23 protein-coding genes are annotated in these 21,827 nt (G+C 67.8%); 9 read left to right on the forward strand and 14 right to left on the reverse strand.

Annotation, left to right across the window (positions count from 1 at the left end):
- Window position 1: 1 nt before the first annotated feature.
- The 8 genes from gspN to gspG all read right to left on the reverse strand — a co-directional run bounded on the left by gspN (window position 2) and on the right by gspG (window position 5,740).
- Complete coding sequence (gene gspN, locus ASC76_RS01020) at window positions 2-898, reverse strand: type II secretion system protein N (RefSeq protein WP_235580299.1); 897 nt, start codon at window positions 896-898, stop codon at window positions 2-4.
- Window positions 895-1,407, reverse strand: coding sequence for a type II secretion system protein GspM (gene gspM / locus ASC76_RS01025; RefSeq protein WP_082548611.1), 513 nt, complete (start codon window positions 1,405-1,407; stop codon window positions 895-897). Before gspM ends, gspN begins: the two co-directional genes overlap by 4 nt.
- Window positions 1,404-2,669: a type II secretion system protein GspL gene (gspL, locus tag ASC76_RS01030; RefSeq protein ID WP_056461104.1), complete on the reverse strand. Its 1,266-nt coding sequence runs from the start codon at window positions 2,667-2,669 to the stop codon at window positions 1,404-1,406. The genes gspM and gspL overlap by 4 nt, the downstream gene beginning before the upstream one ends.
- Before the next feature lie 117 nt (window positions 2,670-2,786).
- The gene (gspK, locus tag ASC76_RS01035; RefSeq protein ID WP_056461107.1) at window positions 2,787-3,758 is read right to left on the reverse strand and encodes a type II secretion system minor pseudopilin GspK; all 972 of its coding nucleotides are present in this window, start codon (window positions 3,756-3,758) and stop codon (window positions 2,787-2,789) included.
- Entirely contained in the window at window positions 3,755-4,414 is a 660-nt protein-coding gene (locus ASC76_RS01040; protein WP_056461110.1) for a prepilin-type N-terminal cleavage/methylation domain-containing protein, read from the reverse strand. The genes gspK and ASC76_RS01040 overlap by 4 nt, the downstream gene beginning before the upstream one ends.
- On the reverse strand, window positions 4,411-4,773 hold the full coding sequence (gene gspI / locus ASC76_RS01045) for a type II secretion system minor pseudopilin GspI (RefSeq protein WP_056461112.1): 363 nt from the start codon (window positions 4,771-4,773) through the stop codon (window positions 4,411-4,413). The genes ASC76_RS01040 and gspI overlap by 4 nt, the downstream gene beginning before the upstream one ends.
- Window positions 4,770-5,276, reverse strand: coding sequence for a Tfp pilus assembly protein FimT/FimU (locus tag ASC76_RS01050; RefSeq protein WP_082548612.1), 507 nt, complete (start codon window positions 5,274-5,276; stop codon window positions 4,770-4,772). Before ASC76_RS01050 ends, gspI begins: the two co-directional genes overlap by 4 nt.
- Complete coding sequence (gene gspG / locus ASC76_RS01055) at window positions 5,276-5,740, reverse strand: type II secretion system major pseudopilin GspG (RefSeq protein ID WP_082548613.1); 465 nt, start codon at window positions 5,738-5,740, stop codon at window positions 5,276-5,278. The genes ASC76_RS01050 and gspG overlap by 1 nt, the downstream gene beginning before the upstream one ends.
- 58 nt (window positions 5,741-5,798) lie before the next feature.
- Between gspG and ASC76_RS01060 the strand changes: the two genes are divergently transcribed.
- On the forward strand, window positions 5,799-6,410 hold the full coding sequence (locus ASC76_RS01060; protein ID WP_200947082.1) for a hypothetical protein: 612 nt from the start codon (window positions 5,799-5,801) through the stop codon (window positions 6,408-6,410).
- Between the two features lie 17 nt (window positions 6,411-6,427).
- On the opposite strand, the gene ASC76_RS01065 is transcribed toward ASC76_RS01060, so the two are convergent.
- Together ASC76_RS01065 and ilvA are read right to left on the reverse strand one after the other, a co-directional pair.
- A complete protein-coding gene (locus tag ASC76_RS01065) occupies window positions 6,428-7,501 on the reverse strand; it encodes a nicotinate-nucleotide--dimethylbenzimidazole phosphoribosyltransferase (RefSeq protein ID WP_056461117.1) in 1,074 nt (357 codons plus the stop codon).
- Window positions 7,502-7,580: 79 nt separating this feature from the next.
- A complete protein-coding gene (gene ilvA, locus ASC76_RS01070; RefSeq protein WP_056461121.1) occupies window positions 7,581-9,149 on the reverse strand; it encodes a threonine ammonia-lyase, biosynthetic in 1,569 nt (522 codons plus the stop codon).
- Window positions 9,150-9,442: 293 nt separating this feature from the next.
- Here ilvA and ASC76_RS01075 point away from each other — a divergent pair, with 293 nt between their 5' ends.
- The gene (locus tag ASC76_RS01075) at window positions 9,443-9,865 is read left to right on the forward strand and encodes an OsmC family protein (protein ID WP_056463005.1); all 423 of its coding nucleotides are present in this window, start codon (window positions 9,443-9,445) and stop codon (window positions 9,863-9,865) included.
- A gap of 3 nt (window positions 9,866-9,868) precedes the next feature.
- Here the strand turns inward: ASC76_RS01075 and coq7 are convergent, their stop codons facing one another.
- Entirely contained in the window at window positions 9,869-10,501 is a 633-nt protein-coding gene (gene coq7, locus ASC76_RS01080) for a 2-polyprenyl-3-methyl-6-methoxy-1,4-benzoquinone monooxygenase (RefSeq protein ID WP_056461124.1), read from the reverse strand.
- Window positions 10,502-10,723: 222 nt separating this feature from the next.
- Between coq7 and ASC76_RS01085 the strand changes: the two genes are divergently transcribed.
- The 6 genes from ASC76_RS01085 (at window position 10,724) to ASC76_RS01110 (ending at window position 17,561) form a co-directional block, all read left to right on the forward strand.
- Window positions 10,724-11,761, forward strand: a complete 1,038-nt coding sequence (locus ASC76_RS01085; protein ID WP_056461127.1) for a porin — start codon at window positions 10,724-10,726, stop codon at window positions 11,759-11,761.
- Between the two features lie 200 nt (window positions 11,762-11,961).
- Window positions 11,962-12,945: an ABC transporter permease gene (locus tag ASC76_RS01090; protein WP_056461130.1), complete on the forward strand. Its 984-nt coding sequence runs from the start codon at window positions 11,962-11,964 to the stop codon at window positions 12,943-12,945.
- 42 nt (window positions 12,946-12,987) lie between these two features.
- The gene (locus ASC76_RS01095) at window positions 12,988-14,562 is read left to right on the forward strand and encodes an ABC transporter substrate-binding protein (protein ID WP_056461133.1); all 1,575 of its coding nucleotides are present in this window, start codon (window positions 12,988-12,990) and stop codon (window positions 14,560-14,562) included.
- 19 nt (window positions 14,563-14,581) lie between these two features.
- Entirely contained in the window at window positions 14,582-15,523 is a 942-nt protein-coding gene (locus tag ASC76_RS01100) for an ABC transporter permease (RefSeq protein ID WP_056461136.1), read from the forward strand.
- Window positions 15,524-15,534: 11 nt separating this feature from the next.
- Window positions 15,535-16,518: an ABC transporter ATP-binding protein gene (locus ASC76_RS01105; protein ID WP_056461141.1), complete on the forward strand. Its 984-nt coding sequence runs from the start codon at window positions 15,535-15,537 to the stop codon at window positions 16,516-16,518.
- Window positions 16,515-17,561, forward strand: a complete 1,047-nt coding sequence (locus ASC76_RS01110; protein ID WP_056461144.1) for an ABC transporter ATP-binding protein — start codon at window positions 16,515-16,517, stop codon at window positions 17,559-17,561. The genes ASC76_RS01105 and ASC76_RS01110 overlap by 4 nt, the downstream gene beginning before the upstream one ends.
- 6 nt (window positions 17,562-17,567) lie before the next feature.
- Here the strand turns inward: ASC76_RS01110 and lysA are convergent, their stop codons facing one another.
- Together lysA and ASC76_RS26490 are read right to left on the reverse strand one after the other, a co-directional pair.
- Window positions 17,568-18,842 (reverse strand): diaminopimelate decarboxylase, encoded by a 1,275-nt coding sequence (gene lysA, locus ASC76_RS01115; protein WP_056461147.1) that lies wholly within the window; start codon window positions 18,840-18,842, stop codon window positions 17,568-17,570.
- Entirely contained in the window at window positions 18,839-19,024 is a 186-nt protein-coding gene (locus tag ASC76_RS26490) for a lipoprotein (protein WP_157615185.1), read from the reverse strand. The genes lysA and ASC76_RS26490 overlap by 4 nt, the downstream gene beginning before the upstream one ends.
- A 45-nt stretch (window positions 19,025-19,069) precedes the next feature.
- Between ASC76_RS26490 and cyaY the strand changes: the two genes are divergently transcribed.
- Window positions 19,070-19,405, forward strand: a complete 336-nt coding sequence (cyaY, locus tag ASC76_RS01120; protein WP_056463008.1) for an iron donor protein CyaY — start codon at window positions 19,070-19,072, stop codon at window positions 19,403-19,405.
- A 9-nt stretch (window positions 19,406-19,414) separates the two neighbouring features.
- Here the strand turns inward: cyaY and ASC76_RS01125 are convergent, their stop codons facing one another.
- Window positions 19,415-21,805: a penicillin-binding protein 1A gene (locus ASC76_RS01125; RefSeq protein WP_056461150.1), complete on the reverse strand. Its 2,391-nt coding sequence runs from the start codon at window positions 21,803-21,805 to the stop codon at window positions 19,415-19,417.
- Window positions 21,806-21,827: the final 22 nt, after the last annotated feature.

A 21,827-nucleotide genomic window follows, 5' to 3' on the forward strand; every position in this document is an offset into this window, starting at 1 on the left:
CTCATCCGATCGAAATGACGGAGCGGGCGCCGTCGCGCCGTCCGATGATGTTCAGCAGGTTCGACAACGCCGCTTCCTCGACGGCGCCGGCCCGGGCCTCGCCACGGAAGCGCACGCCGGCGGGGCCGACCGTGCCAGTGCCGCTCAGCTTGAGCGCGCCGTCCTGGGTCGTCAACGTCAACAGGGAGATGCCGGGGTTCGCGGCATCGCCGGCCAGGCTCATGCGGTAGCTGCCCAGCGATTCGAGCGTACTCAAGCGCGACGACACGTCGACCAGTTCCAGTTCGGCGCGGCCGTCGACGAGCCAGCGGCCTTGCACGGACTCGAGTTTCAAGCCGGGCGACACGAGGCGGGCAGTCCCACCCAACTGCATCGTGTTGAACGGCGTGCCCAGGCCGCCCAGGAACGCGGTCGGCCACTGGCCGACCCAGCCGGACGGCGGCACCAGCGTGTAAGTGGTGCGACCGAACCCGGGCTGCACGCGCAGTCCGACCGTTCCGTTCAGGCAGCAGGCCTGCTCGAGTCGAAGCGCCAGGCCGAGGCCGGCCGGGCGCAGTGTCCAGGCGAGGCGGCCGGGCAGGGAACTGGCGTCGCGACTGCCCTCACCGCCGGTCAGCACGACGACGGCGCTGCCGGTCCAGATCGTCCCGCGCGCGTCGGCGAGGATCAGGCGCTGCTGGCTGGCCGAGGCGACGGCGCCGGCCAGCCAGGCCGCCGGCGCGAACACGATGAGCGCCGCGAGCAGACCCAGCACAGCGCCGGCGATGCCCCAGCGCAGGCCGGCGTTGCGCGACTTGTCCCACGAGAGTTCGGCAAAGGTCGATTCACCCCAGCCGGTCGCAGCGACGGTCGGCGCGAACAGGCCGCGCGTGCGCTTCTTCGCGCGCAGGCGAATCACGCGCCGCTCCCGAGCGCGACGGCGATCGTGCCGCTGTAGCCGCCCGGCCCGCGTTGCAACTGCGCTTCGAGCGGACGCGCGCGGGCGCCGCTTCGGGCCTCGTTGAGCCACGCGCGCAGCGCCTCGGGCGTCGCGTTCGTCAAGGTCAGCGTCGCGCGGTCGCCTTGCAGCAGCAGCTTGCCGCGGTCGCCGAGGCGGTCGGTGGCGGCGCGCAGTGCCTGCTGGGCCTGCGTCGGACCGACGCGCGGTGCGCCCCGCAGCGCGGTGCTTTCGGTGGCGACGCGCTGCATCTGCTGGGCCTGGGCGTCGAGTCGGTCGAGCTGCGCCGGCGCCTCGCGTACGGTGCGCAGCGCCGGCTGCACGAGCAGGCTCCAGATCAGGAACAGCGCGATCACCGCGCCGACGACCGCGACGGCCTGGCGCTCGCGCGGCGTGCGCGCCTGCCACCAGGTGCGCGATTGCTGACGCAGCGTCGCCAGGCCCGGGGAGGAGGCAGCGACGGTGTTCACGAGGCAGCTCCGGGTCGCATCCGGCTCATCACCAGACGGCCTTCGGCGGTCTCGACGGCCCAGCCGCCGGGCCGCAACAGGCTGCGGAACTGGGCGATCTGCTCGTCGGTCCAGCCGGTGGCCGAAAGCGTCAGGCGGCCGGGCTCGAAGCGGATCGTCTCGACCGGCGGACGATCCGCAGGCCACGCGCTGGCGGCGGCTTGCATCATCGGCTCCAGATCCGTTTCGCCCGGCTTGCCGGCGAGCGTGCGCAGCGCCTGAGCCTCGCGCTGCATCACGGCATCGGCGTCGCGCTGGATGTCCTGCGGATTGGCATTGGGAAAAGCGCTGCGGACTATGCCCTGCATCGCCTGCTGGCGGCTCTCGATCGCGCCGCGCTGGTGCCAGGCCCACAGGTTGAGACCGAGGATCTGCGCGACCACCAGCGTGGCCAGGCCCCAGCGCACTGGCCGCCAGGCCGGGCTGAAGAACTTGCGGGCCGAGTCGCGCAGCGCGCGCACGCCGCGGTTGCGGCGGGCGAGATCGAACTGGCGCAGGTTCCACAGGCTGCGCGCGGCCTGCAGCAGGCGCTGGCCGGGCGCCATCACGCGCACCGGGCCGCCGAGCCACTGTTCGGCCGCTGCGACGGCGCCGGGCGTGGCGCTCCAGCGGGTTTCGGCCGGTGCGGGTTGCGGCACCAGGGCCCGGGCCAGTCCGCCCTGCAGGCGCACGCTGGCCACGCCGTCGGCGTGCGCCCAATGCAGCGCGATGCCGTGCGGCGCGCCGTTCGGCCCAACTTCGGTTTCGGCGAAGTGCCCGATCGGCGGTTCGTCGGGCCAGGCCATCGGCACGACGCGGTCGACGAACACCTCTGCCTTCTCGAGCGCGGCCAGTTCGCCGCGCAGCCAGCGCCGCGACACGGCAGCGACCCAGGTCGGTGCCCCAGCAACGGCGTTGGGTGCGAGCGCGAGGTGCACATCTTCCGCATCCTCGAGCAGGGCGTCTTCGAGCACGCCGCCGAGCGCGGCGCGCAGGCGGGCGGCCGGGGCTTTCGGCAGCGTGATGCGGTGCCAGCTCACATCGGTGTCGGCCAGCACCGCGACGACCGAGGTGGCCTTGGGCAACAGTGAGGCGGCGCAGTGGCCCTGCGTCTCGAGCACCAGCCCGTCGGGGCTGGTCACGTAGACATAGTCTGTCGCGGTGTCGCTGTTCTCGGGCGCGACGGCGCCGACGCTGCTGCGCAGGCGCGAACGCGACGGGATCTGGACAACGAGGGTCGACATGGTGTGACGGCAGCGGGGTTACGCGCGCATTGTAGGCACGCGTGGTTTACAAATTGAAGTGAATCAACGACTTAGAGCTCGTTGTTGTAGCGTGCTGGCAGCAGGCGCGGCGGGTGCTCATGTGCCGACCTGCTCGAGGCTGGCGATGCGCTCGCGCAGCAGGACGTTGATCTGGCCGTTCGGCAGGCGCTGGACCAGCGAGCGCTCGACCAGCACCCGGTCGACCAGCCGCAAGCGGCCACGAACCTCGAAGTAGCTGGAGCGCACGTCCAGCTTGGCAGTGAGTGGGGCGAATGCGACCACCTCGTCGTTGAACGATTTGAGGTCCTTGAAGGGGGCTCGCTGCCGCATTTGCACCAGCCGTTCGGCGCTGGCCGGGTCCATGCCCTTGATGGCGGCGGCGATGACCTCCTTCGGTGCCGTGTTGACATTGACCGCCGTTGGCGCCGGCAGCAGCACCACGTAACCCTGCAGCGCCTGCACCGCCGCAGCGTCGATGCCCAGCCATTTCAGCTGGGACACACTTTGCGGCCGCAGGGGCGCGGCGCCGGTCGACGCGGCGAGCGCATTCAGCAGGCCCGTGGCGATGCGGTCGGCGATGCCGGCATCCAGGCCGATGTTCAGGCACAGCCGTTCCAGCGTCTCGAGCTCGAGCTTGTCGATCGTCGGCGGCTGTGCCGGGTCCGGGCGCGTGACGAGGTTGGTCAGGTTGTAGCGGCCCTGCGCGTCGGCGATCGTGCCGGACAGAAACGCCTCGGGTCCGTCGTCGGCGTTGGACTTGTCGATCGCGAGAAAAGTCGACAGCCGCGATTCGGCCAGGGGCGTCGCCCACGGCTCGGTCAGGGCGGTCGGCTTGCCGCTCTTCTGGTCCTCCCGCAGAATCAGGCGCGCGAAGTCGAGCGCGCCGGACAGGATCCACGCCGCCTGCGCCCGGGCGCGCTCGGCCGACTCGACCTGCACCGCGCGCCACTGCTGCCAGACCATCGCGGTGGCCAGCGTCGCGACCAGCGTGACGATGATCATCGCGGTGAGCAACGCCGCGCCGCGCTGGCCCCGCGGCGCCGGTGACGGGGGACGGGGGCGCCTCATGGCGTCAGCAGCGTGTCGCGCGTCAGGTCGCCGCTCAGCCCGCTGCCGGGCGCGAAGCTGAGGACGATCCGCACGCCATCCGGCGGCTTGATGCGCGGCGCCGGCGTGCCGGTAGTGGTGCCGCCGACGGTTCCGACGTTGCCGGTCGATTGGCAGTTGGCCCAGCCGTTGCCTTGGTAGAAGTACACCTGCCAGCCGAGCAGTCCGGTCAGCGTCTTCAGCGAGCCGACCTCCGTGCCTTGCAGTTGCAGGCTGCGCAGCCAGCTGTCCTGCAACTCGCCGGTGGTCGTGACCGACGGCCCGGCCCAGCGCACCCAGGCGCCGCCGCCGTTTTCGTCGGGCCGGAAGCTCCACGCGACGATCTGCAAGCCATCGGGCGTGCGGCGCACGATCCGTACCGAAGCCCCGTCGCAGGCGACCGTGTACGGCACGGTCAGGCTTTCCTGCATCGACGCCAGGTCCTGTTCCCATTGCGCCATCACGGTGTTCAGCCGCAGCGTCTGTTCGAGCCGGGCCTGGCTGGCGTCGCGGGTGCGGACGATGCCGTCGACACCCTGCCAGGCCATCACCGCCATGATCGCCATCACGACCATCGCGACCAGGACTTCGACAAGCGTGAAGCCCCGGAGTCGCCGGCCGGCTGCGGGGGTGCTCATTTGCGCAGCACCGTCGTCAGGTTCAGGATCGCCTGGCCGTTGGCGTCGGCGACCAGCGCATCGACGTTGACGAACAGCGGGTTCGGCGTGGGTCGCACCGACAGCCGGCCCTGGTAGGTGACGCCGAGCTCGACGCAGCTGAAGTCGGAGTCGCCGATCGGCGGCGTCAGCTTGCTCAGGCGCAGGCCGGTGAGCTGGTTGTCGGCGCACCACTGGGCGGCGCTGGTGTCGGCCAGGCGCTGGGTGTTGCCGGTCAGCGCGCCAGCCGCCTTGATGCCGGCGCCGAGGGTGATCGCGACGATTGCCAGCGCGACCATCACTTCGATCAGCGTGAAGCCGCGGTCGCGCCAGCGGATCATGACCGACCCGCCACGGGCGTGCTGTTGTCCACCACGACGAACGGCCCGAGGCCGTCGGTGGCCAGGGTCAGGGCCTGGTCGTCCAGCCGCAGCACGATGCGCTGCGCGCCGATCAGCGGTTCGGGGCCGAGCAGCACGGCGCGCGCGCCCGAGACCTCGGCGCGGACGCCCGGTACGAGCCAGTTCGAGGGAAGTTGCGAGGACGGCGGGAAGCCGACGAAGCGGAAGCCCTCCGCACCTTCCTGCGCAGGCCGAGGTTCCCAGCTGGCCGTCAGGCCGGACGCTCGGGCCTCGGTCCGCGCCGATTCCAGCAAGGCGACCAGCCGGGCGCCTTCGTGTTCGAGCCGGGTCGATGCTGGGTCGCGCAGCGCGAGGCTGGCCACCGCACTGGCGATCGCGATCAAGGCGACCACGACCATCAGCTCGATCAGCGTGAAGCCGCCGACGCGCCGCGCGGCGCGGCGCGGGATCGTCGAACGTTCGTGTTCGACGAGCGGGTTCATCACTGCCAGGAACCGATGTCGGCGTTCTTCGCTTCGCCGCCGATCACGCCGTCGGCGCCGAAGCTGTAGACGTCGATCTCGCCCTTCAGGCCCGGGTTCGCATATTGATAGGCGTGGCCCCAGGGGTCGTTCGGCAGCTTGTCGAGATACGGCTTCCAGTTCGGAGGGATCGTGCCGGCGGTCGGTTTCGCGACCAGCGCGTTCAGGCCCTGCTCGGCGCTCGGGTAGCGTTGGTTGTCGAGCTTGTAGAGCTTGAGGGCCTGCATCAAGTTGTTCACGTCGGTGCGGGCCGCGGTGACACGCGCATCGTCGGCGCGTTCGAGCACGTTGGGCACGATCAGCGCGGCGAGCACGCCGATGATGACCAGCACGACCATCAGCTCGATCAGCGTGAAGCCGCGCGGTCGGCGGCCGGCGAGGGCACGGGCGCGGCGCCGGGTGCCGAGGTGGGGAACCAACGTCATGGCAATTTCCTGCCGGCAACGAGGCCGGTGTTTGAAGTCGGTTGAATCATAATCGTGCATGCTCGCCCGTCTGTCAGCGTTCGTGATATGGGCTCTGGTCGCCGCCACCGCGGTGTTCTGGGGCTTGCGCCTGTTCGTCCGCGCGCCGGTGGCGCCGGCCTACGCCGTGCCGGTCGGCGACACCGCGGCGGTGCGCGGCGACCTGACCCGCCTGCTCGGCAGCGCGCCGGTCGCGGCGCCCGCGGCGGTGGCGACGCCCCAGGCCGCGAGCCGCTTCAAGCTGCTCGGCATCGTCGCGCCGAAATACGCGTCTACCACGGCCTCGAACTCGACGCACGGCGTCGCGCTGATCGCGGTCGACGGCAAGATGGCCAAGGCGTACCCCGTGGGCGCGCGGGTGGACAACGACCTGGTGCTGCAGTCGGTCAGCCTGCGCACCGTGTCGATCGGCCCGACCCAGGGCGCACCCACCATCACGCTCGAGCTGCCGCCGCTGGCGGCCGCCGCTACGGGCACGCTGCCGATCAACATCGGGGGTGGTGCTGGCGCGCCGCTGTCGCCGCCCACGCCGGTGCCGCAGTATGTGCCGCCCGCGCCGCCGCTGGCTGTACCGCCGCCGCCGCAGGCGCCGCCCGTCAACCGGCCCGAGTCGAACGCGCCGACGCAGTGAGCGGGTGACCGGCGCTCTCAGAGCGTCGTCGCCGGCAGGTCCGTGGTGGTGATGGAACCGGGGTGGGTCGGGCCGGGTTCTTCGCCTTCGGCCACTTCGGTCAGCAGCGCCGCAGCGCTGCGCACCAGCGGCCAGGCCAGCGTGGCCCCGGTGCCATCGGTGCTCTCCATGCCGAGTTCGAGCAGCGCGGACGCGTGGAACAGCGCCAGCGCCTGGTCCAGCCCCTCGTGGCTGTGGCTGCGGCAGTAGATGCAGTAGTCGGTGACGGCCGGCGCGATGCGCGCCGCGACCATCAGCGCCGCGCAAGCTGGCATGCCGTCGACCACGATCAGGTGCCGTTTGCTGCCGGCGACCAGCATCACGCCGACCATCATCGCCATCTCGAACCCGCCGAAAGCGGCGAGTACTTCCACCGGGTCGCTGACGTCGCGATGCCGGGCCTGGGCCGTCTGCAGCACGGCGAGCAGGTGGGACAGGTGCGCCTCCTCCATGTCCGGGCCCTCGATCAGCAAGTCGCTGAGGTTGGCGCCGGACAGGCGCGACAGCACCAGCGCCGCGCTTGCGTCCGAGCCGACGCCGATGCCGGCGCACACGACGACGTTGCCGACCAGCGAATCGGCGATTTCCATGCCCGCCCGGATGGCTGCATGGGCCTGGTCGAGCGACATCGCGGCGGTGACGCGCGCGTTGCGGGTCCCGTGGGCGATCTTGCGGGCGAGCAGCCGGGCGTGCGGGTTCACCGATTCGGCGATGCCGCAGTCGACGACCGAGAGTTCGAGGCCCTGGATGCGTGCGAAGACGGCCACCGGCAGTTGCGAAGTCAGCAGCTGGTGCGCGAGCAGCGCCGTCGACTGGCCGCCTGCAGCGCTCAGGCCCTCGACGGCCAGGCCGTGGTCGGACGCGAAGATCGCCAGTTGCGGCGTGCGAAAGCGCGGCTTCAGCGTGTTCTGGATCAGACCGAGGCGCACCGCGAGTGCTTCCAGTTCGCCGAGACTGCCGGTGGTCTCGGCGCGCCGCGCGAGCTTTTGGCGCAGGGCCTGCTCGAGCAGCGGGTTCGACGTGGCAGAGATCAGCGAGCGATTGACCGACATGGGTGCGTGTTCGAGAAGTCTCAACGACGCCAGGATTGTGAGGCCCGCACCGCGCCGCGGCAACGAGCCCGCGCCGGCCTCAGCGCAGAAACAACCGATAGACCGGGTTGTCGGTCTCGTCCTCGCACGGGTACGCCAGGGTTTCGAGGAAGGCCTTGAACGCCTTCTTGTCGGCCCGTGGCACCTGGATGCCGACGAGGATGCGCCCGTAATCCGCGCCTTGGTTGCGGTAGTGGAACAGTGTGATGTTCCAGCCCGGATGCATGCTCGACAGGAAGCGCATCAGCGCACCCGGCCGCTCCGGGAACACGAAGCGGTAAAGGCGTTCGTCCTGCGCCAGGCTGCTGCGACCACCGACCATGTGGCGCACGTGTTCCTTGGCCAATTCGTCGCCGGTCAGGTCCAGCGTGTCGAAGCCGTGGCGCTTGAACTGCTTGGCGAGCGTGATCGACTCGGCACGCTTGGTCGTCGCGAGGCCGACGAACACATGGGCCTGCTTCGCATCGGAGATGCGGTAGTTGAACTCGGTCACCGCACGCGGGCCCAGCAACTCGCAGAAGCGCCTGAAGCTGCCGCGCTCCTCGGGAATCGTCACCGCGAACAGCGCCTCGCGCTCCTCGCCGACTTCCGCGCGTTCGGCGACGAAACGCAGGCGGTCGAAGTTCATGTTGGCGCCGCAGGTGATCGCGACGAAGGTCTTGCCCTTGCACTTGTGCGTCTCGACGTACTGCTTGATCGCCGCGACGCCCAGCGCACCCGACGGTTCGAGGATGCTGCGCGTGTCCTGGAATACGTCCTTGATCGCGGCGCAGGCGGCGTCGGTGTCGACGACCACGTACTCGTCGACGAGCTCGCGCGCTAGGCGGAAGGTCTCCTGGCCGACCAGCTTGACGGCCGTGCCATCGGCGAACAGGCCCACGTCGTGCAGCTGCACGCGCTTGCCCGACTTGACCGAGCGCAGCATCGCGTCCGAATCGTGGGTCTGCACGCCGATCACCTTGATCTCGGGACGCACCGACTTGATGTACGCCGCCACGCCGGAGATCAGGCCGCCGCCGCCGATCGCGACGAAGATCGCGTCGATCGGCGCCTGGTGCTGGCGCAGGATTTCCATCGCGATCGTGCCTTGGCCGGCGATCACGTCGGGGTCGTCGAACGGATGGACGAAGGTCAGGCCGCGCTTGGCTTCGAGCTCGAGGGCGTGCAGGTAGGCGTCGGAATAGCTCTCGCCGAACAGCACGACCTCGCCGCCATGGGAGCGCACCGCGTCGACCTTGACCTGCGGCGTCGTCACCGGCATCACGATAAGCGCCTTGCAGCCCAGGCGCTTGGCGGCCAGCGCCACGCCCTGGGCGTGGTTGCCGGCCGACGCGCAGATCACGCCGCGCTTGAGCTGCGCCGGCGCCAGGTGGGCCATCTTGTTGTACGCGCCTCGCAATTTGAAGCTGAAAACCGGCTGCGTGTCCTCGCGCTTCAGCAACACCTGGTTGGCCAGCCGTGCCGAGAGGTTGCGGGCCGGCTCGAGCGCCGTCTCGATGGCCACGTCGTAGACCCGAGCGGTCAGGATCTTCTGGAGGTAGTCGGCCAGCGTCAGCGGGGTGTTCGACTTCGCGACAGGCGCGGCGGTCTTGGTCTTCGGGGCGGCCATGCGCGTTGTCTCCGGATCAGGCTTTTGCGGCGCTGCATCATACGGTCAGAAAAACGCCCAAGGCATTGCTGCCTTGGGCTGAATCCACCAATGGAGGAGGTGGAGGAGACAAACGTTCGGGTGAGAGCCGATCGGGCATCGATCACCGCATGAGAACGAGTGTAGAACGTTTTTTGCTGCGCTGCAATAAATCAGGGGATTGCATTTAGAGCGGGCGCTCCACCGGCGGCGCCCGCGTGTGCACAATCGATGCGAGGGTTCCGCAATCGGTGCCGGACCGGAAGGACAAGACGATGCATTGCACGATCAACTGGATGCCAGCCAGCGGCATGGCGTTCTCGGCCGAAACGGGCAGTGGCCACCTGCTGATGATGGACGGTGCGCCCGATGGCGGCGGGCGAAATCTGGCGCCCCGTCCGATGGAGATCGTGCTCGCGGGCACCGGCGGTTGCACCGCCTACGACGTGGTGCTGATCCTGCAACGCGGCCGCCACGATGTGCGCGGCTGCCAGGTCGTCGTGACCTCGGAGCGCGCGCCGACCGATCCGAAGGTGTTCACGAAGATCCACCTCCACTTCGTGGTCACGGGGCCGGCGCTGTCGGAGGCCGTGGTCGAGCGGGCGGTGAAGATGTCGCACGAGAAGTACTGCTCGGCGACCATCATGCTGGAGAAGACGGCCGAGATCACGACCAGCTTCGAGATCCGGGCAGCCTGACGTTCAGATGCGGTAGGCGGTGCTCGTCATGACCTTGGACGCGAGCCGCATCGCCCAGCGAACCGGTGCCGGCAGCGGCGCGGCACCGGCTGCGCGCGCTTCGGCGCCATGGCGCGCCTCGTCCTGCTTCATCTGCGCGACGATGGCGCGTGACGCGGTGTCGTCGATCGGCAGACGTTGCAAGTGGCTGTCGAGGTGCTGCTCCACCTGACGTTCGGTTTCGTCGACGAAGCCCAGGCTGATCGCGTCGCCGGCCCGCCCTGCCAGCAGCCCGATCGCGAACGAACCGGCGTACCAAAGGGGATTGAGCAGGCTGGGCCTGGCGTTCAACTCGCGCAGCCGGTCCTGCGTCCAAGCGAGGTGGTCGGTCTCTTCGCGCGCCGCGTGCTCGAACTGGCGACGCAACGCGGGGTCGCGGGTCGTGAGCGCTTGCGCGTTGTAGAGCGCCTGGGCGCAGACCTCCCCGACATGGTTGACCCGCATCAGCGCGCCGGACAGGCGGCGTTGGGCGGCGTCCAGCTCCACCGGCGCCGCCTTCGCCATCGGTCGAGGGCGGGCCGCCGTGTCGGCGCCGGAGAGCGTCCGAAGCGCGCTGTCAGCGGCGTTCAGGAGGGGGTCGATCAGGGTCTCGGTCATGCGATCAGCGAGGTAAACAGGCGGCCAGAATAACGCAGCGAAGGCGCCGGCAAGCTCGTTGTGCTGAGACAACATAAAGTCCTTTTTTGCCCGCCAAGGCTTTCCAGTACCCGGCCCCTCTGGTGCAATACGCACAACTTCCGCTGAGGGGGTTGTGCCTGATCTGCCCAACGAGGGTGATTCTTGATCGGGACCTCTTGTTCAACCTAGGAGATAGTTGCAATGAAAAAATCTCTGCTCGCTCTCGCAGTTCTGGGCGCTTTCGCCGGTGTCGCATCGGCCCAATCGTCGGTCAGCCTCTACGGAACGGTCGACCTGAACGCCAAGTACGTCAAGAATGACGGCTCTGCACGTCGCTACTCGCTGAGCCAAGACGGCATCAACAGCAGCCAGCTGGGCTTCAAGGGCATCGAAGACCTCGGTGGCGGCCTCAAGGCTGGCTTCGTCCTGCTGGCCGGTGTCAACGCTGACTCGGGCACCACGAACTCGCAGTTCTTCAATCGCCGTGCCACCGTCAGCCTGATGGGCGGTTTCGGTGAAGTCCGCCTCGGCCGTGACTACACCCCGACGTTCTGGAACAACACGATTTTTGATGCCTTCGGCACCAACGGCGTGGGCGACTCGAGCCACGTTCTGCAGCTGCCGACCGCCACGTTCGTGCGCGCCAACAACTCGATCGGCTACTTCCTGCCGTCCGGCATCGGTGGCGTCTACGGCCAGTTCATGGCCGCTGCCAGCGAAGGCGGCACGGGTCCGTCGCTGTACGGCACGACCGTCGGCAACAACCCGGGTCGTTACCTTGGCGGCCGCATCGGCTTCGCCGCGGGCCCGTTCGACATCGCTGCAGCGTATGCCCAACAGCGCTTCCAAAGCGGCGCTGCCGAGCAGAAGACCTGGAACATCGGCGGTTCGTACGACCTCGGCGTCGTCAAGCTGATGGGCTACTTCGACCGCGACACCGTCGGCTCGTTCCGCGAGAACCGCTTCTCGTTCAGCGGCGTTGTGCCGCTCGGCCAAGGCGAAATCCACGCTGGCTACGATCGCAGCAAGCTGACCGGCAGCGGCGTCGACAACAAGGTCGACCAGTTCAAGGTCGGCTATGTCTACAACCTGTCGAAGCGCACGGCCGTCTACACGACCTACTCGCACCTGAAGAACGGCAACGTCTCGCGTCTGTCGGTCAGCGCCGCGCAAACGGCAGCCCCGACCCTCGGCGGCAAGTCGTCGGGCGCCGAAGTCGGTCTGCGTCACTTCTTCTGATCGCCTGCTGGCCTCGTGCCAGCGGTCGTCAGAATCAAAAAGCCGCCTTCGGGCGGCTTTTTTTTGGGCCACTTTCTGCCGCCAACTCGAACGTTCCGATCACCGTATCGGTGCATTCCCCTTTGACGGCTGGCTCGCGTTTTGCTCTGATCGCACACCGCTTGCGTCAGTGAGCACTGCACTGAACCCGCAACTCCCCGATGCTTGTTTTCGTCCTGCGCCGCCTCTTCCAAGCTGTCATCGTGATGCTCACGGTGGCCTTCATTGCGTTCATGCTGTTCCAGTATGTCGGCGACCCGGTCAACAATATCCTCGGTCAGGACGCGACGCCGGAGCAGCGCGCGCAGTTGCGTATCGACCTCGGACTGGACAAGCCCTTCCCGCTCCAGTTCGCGCGTTTCGTCGGCAATGCGGTCCGGGGCGAGTTCGGCCTGAGCTTGAGGCAAGGGCGCAAGGTCTCTTCCCTGATTGCGGAGCGTCTGCCGGCAACGCTCGAACTGGCCTTCGTCGCTGCGTCTCTGGCGCTGCTGCTCGGCATTCCGATGGGCGTTTACGCCGCGCTGCGTCGCGGCAGTTTTCTGTCCCAAGCCTTAATGACGATCTCGCTGCTCGGCGTGTCGTTGCCGGTGTTCCTGATCGGCATCCTGCTGATCCTGGTCTTTGCCGTGACGCTGAAATGGCTGCCGAGCTTCGGCCGCGGTGAGGTGACGATGCTCGGCCAGTGGAGTACCGGCTTCCTGACCGTCGACGGCTGGAAGCACCTGATCCTGCCGTCGATCACGCTCGCGGTGTTCCAGCTGACGCTGATCATGCGGCTCGTTCGCTCCGAGATGCTCGAGGTGCTGCGCGCCGACTACATCAAGTTCGCGCGCGCACGCGGGCTGCCGAACCGGGTGGTCTATTTCGGCCACGCACTGCGCAACACGCTCGTGCCGGTCATCACGATCACCGGTCTGCAACTGGGCGGGCTGATCGCGTTTGCGATCATCACCGAGACGGTGTTCCAGTGGCCCGGCATGGGCCTGCTGTTCATCCAGGCCGTGACCTTCGCCGACATCCCGGTGATGGCGGCCTACCTGTGCCTGATCGCGTTGATCTTCGTCGTGATCAACCTCGCGGTGGACATGCTCTATTTCGTCGTCGATCCGCGCCTGCGGGTCGAGAAGTCGGCTGCTGCGCACTGAGCGGCCACCCTCCCTCGCATCCCCTTTCGTCCAGGAGACTCCATGAACTTCAAGAAAAACCTCGTGATCGCCGCAGCAGCGCTGGCTGTCGGTGCCGCCCAGGCCGTGACCTTGCGCGTGTCGAACCAGGGCGATGTGCAGTCGATGGACCCGCACTCGCTGAACGAATCGCTGCAGCTGAGCTTCATGGGCAGCGTCTACGAGTCGCTGGTCGGCCGCGGCAAGGACATGTCGGTACAACCGCTGCTGGCCACCAAGTGGTCACAGACCTCACCGACCGTCTGGCGCTTCGAACTGCGCAAGGGCGTCAAATTCCACGACGGCACGCCGTTCACCGCCGACGACGTGATCTTCAGCTTCAAACGCGCGGCCGACGCCGGCAGCGACATGCGTGGCTATGTGGCACCGGTGAAGGACGTGCGCAAGGTCAGCGACTCGGTGGTCGAGATCGAGACGGTGGCGCCGTTCCCGATCCTGCCGGACACGCTGACCGTGTTCGCGATCATGAGCAAGAAGTGGTGCGAGGAGAACAAGGCGGAGCGCCCGGTCGACCGTCGCAAGGGCGTCGAGAACACCGCCAGCTTCAAGGCCAACGGCACCGGGCCGTTTCGCCTGAAGGAGCGCCAGCCCTCCGTCCGCACGGTGCTCGTGCGCAACTTCAACTACTGGGACAAGGTCGAGAGCAATCTCGACGAGGTCGTCTTCACGCCGATCGGCAACGATGCGACCCGCGTGGCCGCGCTGCTGTCCGGCGAGTCCGACGTGATGGAGCCGGTGCCGCTCCAGGACGTCGAGCGCATCAAGGGCAGCCCCAACCTGACCGTCCTGCAAGGCCCTGAACTGCGCACGATCTTCCTGGGCATGGACCAGAAGCGAGATGAACTGTTGAACAGCAGCGTGAAGGGCAAGAACCCGTTCAAGGACAAGCGGGTTCGTCAGGCCTTCTACCAGGCGATCGACGAAGAGACGATCAAGGCACGCGTGATGCGCGGCGCAGCGGCGCCGACCGCGTTGATGATCGGCCCGGGCGTTCGCGGTTTCATGCCCGAGATGAACAAGCGCCTGCCGTACGACGTGGACGCGGCCAAGAAGCTGCTGGCCGATGCCGGCTATCCGAGCGGCTTCGAGGTCGGCATGAACTGCCCGAACGACCGCTACGTGAATGACGCGGCGATCTGCCAGGCCGTCGCCGCCAACCTCGCGCGCATCGGCGTCAAGGTGAACCTGCAGACCGAGACCAAGGTCAGCTACTTCCCGAAGATCCTGCGCCGCGATACCAGCTTCTACCTGCTCGGCTGGACGCCGAGCACCGCCGACGCGCACGACGCGCTTTACAACCTGATGGCCACGCCGACGGACAAGGGTCAGGGCCAGTACAACCTCGGCGCGTACAGCAATGCCAAGCTCGACGAGCTGACCACGAAGATCCAGACCGAGACCGACAAGACCAAGCGCGACGAAATGATTCGAGAGGCCTTCAAGGTGCACACCGACGACGTCGGTCACATCCCGCTGCACCAGCAGGCGCTGGCCTGGGCCTACAACAAGAACGTCACGCTGACGCAGCTGCCCACCAACTACATGTACTTCAAGTGGGTGTCGATGAAAGCCAAGTGATCGACTGCAGCCGCGCATCGTGAACGCTTCCTCTTCGCCCGCCACTGATGCACCCAGCGCCTGGGCGCGGTTCTTCGACGGCGATTTCTGGCACTCGTTTCGCACCTCGCCGATGGCGATCGGCGCGGCGCTGGTCGCGCTGGGTTGCATGATCGTCGCGCTGTTCGCCGGCGTGATCGCGCCGCACAACCCGTTCGATCTGGCCACGCTCGAACTCAGCGATTCGATGCTGCCGCCGGCGTGGATGGAAGGTGGACAGGCCAAGTACCTGCTCGGCACCGACGAGCAGGGCCGTGACGTACTCTCCGCGCTGATGTACGGGGCGCGCATCTCGCTGCTGATCGGGGGCGCATCGGTTCTGGTGTCGATGCTGATCGGCGTGTCGCTCGGTCTGTTGTCCGGCTATGCGGGCGGGCGAATCGACGGCTTCATCATGCGGGTCTGCGACGTGATGCTGTCGTTCCCGTCGATCCTGATCGCGCTGTTGATCGCGGGCGTCGGTCGCGCGCTGTTCCCGCAGGCGCACGACTCTCTGGCCTTCGGCGTGCTGATCCTGGCGATCGCGCTGCCGGGCTGGGTGCAGTACGCGCGCACGGTGCGCGGCTCGACGATGGTCGAGCGCAGCAAGGAGTACGTGCAGGCGGCGCGCGTCGTCGGCGTGCCGCCGATTCGCATCATGATCCGCCACGTGCTGCCCAACGTGCTGGGTCCGGTGCTGGTGCTGGCCACGATCCACCTCGCACTCGCGATCCAGACCGAGGCGACGCTGTCGTTCCTCGGCGTCGGCGTGTCGCCGACCTCGCCATCGCTGGGCACCTTCATCAACGAGGGCAACAAGCAACTGTTCAGCGGCGCGTGGTGGCTGGTGATCTTCCCGGGCACGATGCTGCTGCTGATCGCGCTGAGCATGAACCTGTTCGGCGACTGGCTGCGTGACGCGCTGAACCCGCGCCTGCGGTGAGGGGACCGCCCATGACCCAACCGCTGCTCGAAGTCCGCAACCTGCGCGTCGAATTTCCGACCCGCCGCGGCAGGCTCGTCGCGCTCGACGACGTTTCGTTCCAGATCGCGCCGGGCGAGATCCTCGGCGTCGTCGGCGAGTCCGGCGCCGGCAAGTCGTTGACCGGCGCGGCGATCATCGGCCTGCTCGACCCGCCCGGGCGGGTCGCCTCGGGCGAGATCCTGTTCGGCGGCCGCCGCATCGACAACCTGCCGTACGAGGAGATGCGCAAGGTCCGCGGCCGCCACATCGGCGCGATCTTCCAGGACCCGCTGACGTCGTTGAACCCGCTGTACACGGTCGGGCGGCAACTTGTCGAGACGATCATGACGCACCTGCCACTGAGCCATGACGAGGCCCGCAAGCGCGCCATCCACCTGTTGCAGGAGACCGGCATTCCGGCCGCCGAGGCGCGCATCGACCAGTATCCGCATCAATTCTCGGGCGGCATGCGTCAGCGCGTCGTGATCGCGCTCGCGCTGGCGGCCGAGCCGAAGCTGATCGTCGCGGACGAGCCCACCACCGCGCTCGACGTCTCGATCCAGGCGCAGATCATTTCGCTGCTGAAGCGCCTGTGCAAGGAACACGGCGCGGCGGTGATGCTGGTCACCCATGACATGGGCGTGATCGCCGAGACCTGCGACCGCGTGGCCGTGATGTACGCCGGCCGCATCGCCGAGATCGGCCCCGTGCACGATGTGATCCACGCCCCGGCTCACCCTTACACGGTCGGGCTGATGGGCTCGATTCCTGCCATGGACGAGGACCGCGAGCGCCTGCTGCAGATCGATGGCGCGATGCCGCGGCTCACGGCAATCCCGGCCGGGTGTGCGTTCAACCCGCGCTGTCCGCGCGCGTTCGATCGCTGTCGTGTGGAGCGGCCCGACTTGCTGCCGGCGGGCGCAACACGCGCTGCCTGCTGGCTGCACGCGCCTGAACTGCGGGAGGCGGCATGAGCGCTGTGCTGAAGCCCGACCCGAGCGCGCCGCTCGTGCAGGTGCACGATCTCGCGAAGACCTTCGACGTGTCGGCGCCGTGGCTCAACCGCATGATCGAACGCCAGCCGCGCCAGTTCGTGCACGCGGTCGACGGCATCAGCTTCTCGATCCAGCGCGGCAAGACGCTGGCGCTGGTCGGTGAGTCCGGCTGCGGCAAGAGCACGGTCGCGCGATTGCTGGTGGGTCTCTACGCGCCGACCCAGGGCCGGGTCGAGTTCGACGGCGTCGACACCGCAGCGACGTTCCGCTCCAAGAACGCGCTGGCGCTGCGCCGCCGCATGCAGATGATCTTCCAGGACCCCTACGCGAGCCTGAATCCGCGCTGGAAGGTGGCCGACATCGTCGGCGAACCCCTGAAGGAACACGGCCTGCTGCAGACCGCGAGCGGCTCCGGCACGGCCGCGACCAAGGATGAAATGCGGGTGCGTGTCGCACAGCTGCTGCAATCGGTGGGCCTCGCGGCGGCCGACGTCGAGAAGTTCCCGCACCAGTTCTCCGGCGGTCAGCGTCAGCGGATCTCGATCGCCCGCGCGCTGGCGACGCAACCCGAGTTCCTGGTCTGCGACGAGCCGACCTCCGCGCTCGATGTGTCGGTGCAGGCGCAGGTGCTCAACATCATGAAGGACCTGCAGCGCGAGCAGGGCCTGACCTACCTGTTCATCTCCCACAACCTCGCGGTCGTGCGCCACGTGAGCGACCAGGTCGGCGTGATGTACCTGGGCCGCATCGTCGAGCTCGCGGACAAGGCCGACCTGTTCGGCCGCCCGCGGCACCCGTACACGCGGATGCTGCTCGATGCGATTCCGGACATCCACATGAGCGGTCGCGCCCGCACGCCGGTGCAGGGCGAGGTGCCGAACCCGCTGAATCCGCCGAGCGGCTGCAGCTTCCACCCCCGCTGCCCGCATGCGAATGCGCGCTGCAAGGCCGAGCGGCCGGCACTGAAGATGTTCGGTGGCGCGCTGATCGCGTGCCACGGGGTGGAAGAAGGCCGGATCTAGCGGCGGTCAGCCGGTGGGCAGGAGGTGCTCGCCGGCGAACAGTGCCGCCACGGGCTCGCGATCGCGGATCAGCCAGGCGGCGTCGCCCGCCACCATCACTTCGGCGGCGCGGCCACGCGTGTTGTAGTTGCTGGCCATGCTCATGCTGTAGGCGCCCGCCGAGAGCACCGCGACGAAATCACCGGCCCGGACCGCGAGCTCGCGATCTTTGCCGAGCCAGTCGCCCGATTCGCACACGGGGCCGACCACGTCCAACAGCACCGCGGGCTCGGCCCGCTTCACGCACGGCACGATGTTCATCCAGGCCTGGTACATCGCCGGGCGCATCAGGTCGTTCATCGCCGCATCGACGATGCAAAAATTCTTCTGTTCGCCAGGCTTCACGTAGAGCACCTCGCTGACCAGCACGCCGGCGTTGCCCACCAGCGACCGGCCCGGCTCGAACATCACCTTGCGGTGGCCGTGGCCGCGCGCGTCGATGCGCTCGAGCAGGCTGCGCACCAGCGTCTCCGCCGAAGGCGGCACCTCGTCGGTGTAGGTGATGCCCAGTCCGCCGCCGAGATCGAGGTGGTGGATCGTGATGCCGCGCGCCTCGATCGCCTCGACCAGTTCCAGCAGGCGGTCCAGTGCGTCGAGGTAGGGCCCGGCGTCGGTGATCTGCGAGCCGATGTGGCAATCGATGCCGACGACCTCGAGGCCGGGCAGTGCGGCGGCACGCAGGTAGTTGGCCAGCGCGTCTTCGTGCGCGATGCCGAACTTGTTGCCCTTCAAGCCGGTCGAGATGTAGGGGTGCGTGCCGGCGTCGACATCGGGATTGATGCGCAAACTCACGCGGGCGGTCTTGCCGACCGCGGCCGCGATTTCGGACAGCAGCGTCAGCTCCGCCTCGCTCTCGACGTTGAAGCAGAGCACGCCGGCTTCGAGCGCGCGCCGCATCTCGGCGCGCGTCTTGCCGACGCCCGAGAACACGATCTTCTTGGCGGCCACCCCGATCGCGAGGACGCGCTCGAGCTCGCCACCGGAGACGATGTCGAACCCGCAACCGGCACGCGCGAAGGTCTGCAGCACCGCCAGGCTGGAATTCGCCTTCATCGCGTAGCAGATCAGGTGATCGCGGCCGGTGAGTGCGCGCTGGTAGCTGGCGAGCGCGTCCAGCATCGACGCCTGCGAGTAGGCGTACAGCGGTGTGCCGTGCTCTCGAGCGAGCGCAGCGACCGAACGGCCCTCGATGTACAGATCGTCGCCGCGATAGGCGATGTGCGGGGAGCCGGGCAGGGTCATCGGGCAGGGGCGGTTGGGGGGGCGGAAGCGGGTTGGGAGGCGATCACGGGCGTCGCCGGCTTGGGCAAGCTCAGCGGGCCCTTCTGACCACAGGCCGTGAGCGAAACGGTCAGCGCGAGACATGAGCCCACCGCCGACACAGCCTTCGCGGCCGCCGCTACACTGATCTTGCGCTGCAACATTCCCGGATTCTATCGACCATGCCCGCCGACTTCAGCCCCACGCCCTTGACCGACAGCGAGTACGACCAGCGCACCAGCGCTCTGCTGGCGAGCGTCGAAGCGCGCCTCGACGGGTGGCTGCAGAACGATGTGGTCGACATCGACACCCACCGCACCGGCGGGCTGCTGGAGATGAGCTTCCCGAACGGCAGCAAGATCGTCCTGAACACACAGCCGCCGCTCCACGAGCTGTGGCTCGCGGCGCGATCCGGGGGTTTTCACTACAAGTTCGTCGACGGCGCCTGGCGCAACACGCGCGATGGCGGCGAGTTTTTCGATGCCTTGTCGGCCTGTGCGAGCGAGCAGGCCGGTCAACAATTACGTTTCGCGGCCCACGAATGACAGTTTTCGTCAGCGCTTGAAGAGGTCGAGGATGCTCTTGCGCTCTTCTTCGTCGGGCGCGGCGGGCAGTTTGTCCTCCAGGCCGACGCTGGCGACACCGGCGCCCTTGGTGTATTCCTCGTAGAACCACTCGTCGCCGATGTTCACGACGCCTTCGGGCACCGGGTACTGCTCGACGGGCACGCCGTTCAGCGCGTGCTTCATGTACTCGATCCAGATCGGCAATGACAGACCGCCGCCGGTCTCGTTGTCGCCGAGCTTGCGCGGCGTGTCGTAGCCGATCCAGACGATCGCCACCAGGCTCGGCTGGAAGCCGGCGAACCAGGTGTCGATCGAGTCGTTGGTGGTGCCGGTCTTGCCGTAGATGTCGGGTCGGTTCAGCACCCGCCGGGCCGCCGCCGCCGTGCCGCGCAGCGCCACGGTATTCAGCAGCGAGTCCATCACGAAGGCGTTGCGCGCATCCAGCGTGCGCATCGATTCGTTGAGCACCGGCGGCGTGGCCTCATTCAGCACCCGGCCCTTGCTGTCGGTGATCTTGCTGATCAGCATCGGATTGACGCGATAGCCGCCGCTGGCGAACACGCTGTACGCCGAGGCCATCTGCAGCGGCGTGACCGAACCGGTGCCCAGCGCCATCGGCAGGTAGGCAGGGTGCTTGTCGGCTTCGAAACCGAACCGCGTGATCCAGTTCTGCGCATAAGGTGCACCGATGGACTGCAGGATGCGGATCGAGATCATGTTCTTCGACTTCTCGAGACCGCGGCGCAGCGTCATCGGCCCCTCGAACTTGCCGTCGTAGTTCTTGGGTTCCCAAGGCTGGCTGCCGGTCGAGCCGGCGTCGAAGAACAGGGGCGCGTCGTTGACCACGGTGGCGGGCGTGAAGCCCTTTTCCAGGGCCGCCGAATAGATGAACGGCTTGAAGCTCGAACCCGGCTGGCGCCAGGCCTGCGTCACGTGGTTGAACTTGTTTTTCGCGTAGTCGAACCCGCCGACCATCGCCCGCACGGCGCCGGTGCGTGGGTCGATCGCGACGAAGGCGCCTTCGACCTCGGGCAGTTGCGTGATGCTCCAGTCGCCGGGCTTGCCGTCCTTGCCGGTGCCCCGGATCAGTCGGATCACCGCGCCCGGCCGGATCTGCGTCTTGGGGTTGCCCTTGACCGCGAGGCCTGAGGTGACCGGCTTCAGGCCGTCGCCGGTGATCGTGATCGCATCCCCGTTCTGCAACACCGCCACCACCTTCTTCGGGCCCGCCTCGGTGGCGATCGCGGCCTTCAGTTCGTCATTGTCCGGGTGGTCCTGCAGCGCCTCGGCGATGCGGGCGTCGACTTCCTTCGGGTCGGCAGGCAGGTCGACATAGTCTTCAGGGCCGCGATAAACCTGGCGCCGTTCGTAGTCCATGATGCCGCGCCGCAGCGCGCGGTACGCCACCATCTGGTCCGCGGACTTGAGGGTCAGGTAGACATTCAGGCCGCGGGTGTAGGCATCTTCGCCGTACTGGGTGAAGATCAGCTGGCGCGCGGCCTCGGCCACATACTCGGCGTGCACTGCGACCTCCGACGGTTCACGGTAGCGCAGCGGCTCTTGGCGCGCGGCGTCCCGCTGCTCGGCCGTGATGTAGCCGTTGTCGACCATGCGATCGAGGATCCGCAGTTGCCCGTTCTTGGCCCGCTCGGGGTTGTTGATCGGGTTGTAGGCCGACGGCGCCTGGGGCAGGCCGGCAAGCATCGCGGCCTCGGCGATCGACAGGTCTTTCAGCGGTTTGCCGAAGTAGATCTCGCTGGCGGATGCGAAGCCGTAGGCCCGCTGTCCCAGGAAGATCTGGTTCATGTAGACCTCGAGGATCTGGTCCTTCGTCAGCAGGCTTTCCATCTTGAACGCCAGCAGCATCTCGTAGATCTTGCGGGTGTAGGTCTTCTCGGTGGACAGGTAGAAATTGCGCGCCACCTGCATCGTGATCGTCGAGGCGCCCTGGCTGCGCGAGCGGTTGAACTGCGCCAACCCGGCCCGAACGACGCCCTTGATGTCGACGCCGCTGTGCTCGTAGAACCGCGCGTCCTCCGAGGCCAACACCGCGTGCTGCATGACCTTGGGAATCTGCGCGAGCGGCACGAAGTTGCGTCGCTCCTCACCGTATTCGCCCAGCAGCACGCCGTCGGACGAGAACACCCGCATCGGCAGCTTCGGCCGGTAATCCATCAGCCCGCCGATCTCCGGCAGGTTGGGGTAGGCCACCGACAGCGCGATGCCGACCAGCACGACGACCGTGACGACGCCGGTCGCGATCAGGCCCACCAGCCAGAGTGCGCTGCGACTCAACCAGCGGGCCCAACGCGGGAGGTGGGTGCCGCGCGCGGCAGGTTCATCGGCAGGGCGCTTGCGCGCGCGCTCGGATTCGCTCATGTCACTCCACGTTGCAAGTTCG

Source organism: Rhizobacter sp. Root404 (genome assembly GCF_001425865.1).
Lineage (GTDB): Bacteria > Pseudomonadota > Gammaproteobacteria > Burkholderiales > Burkholderiaceae_C > LMDS01.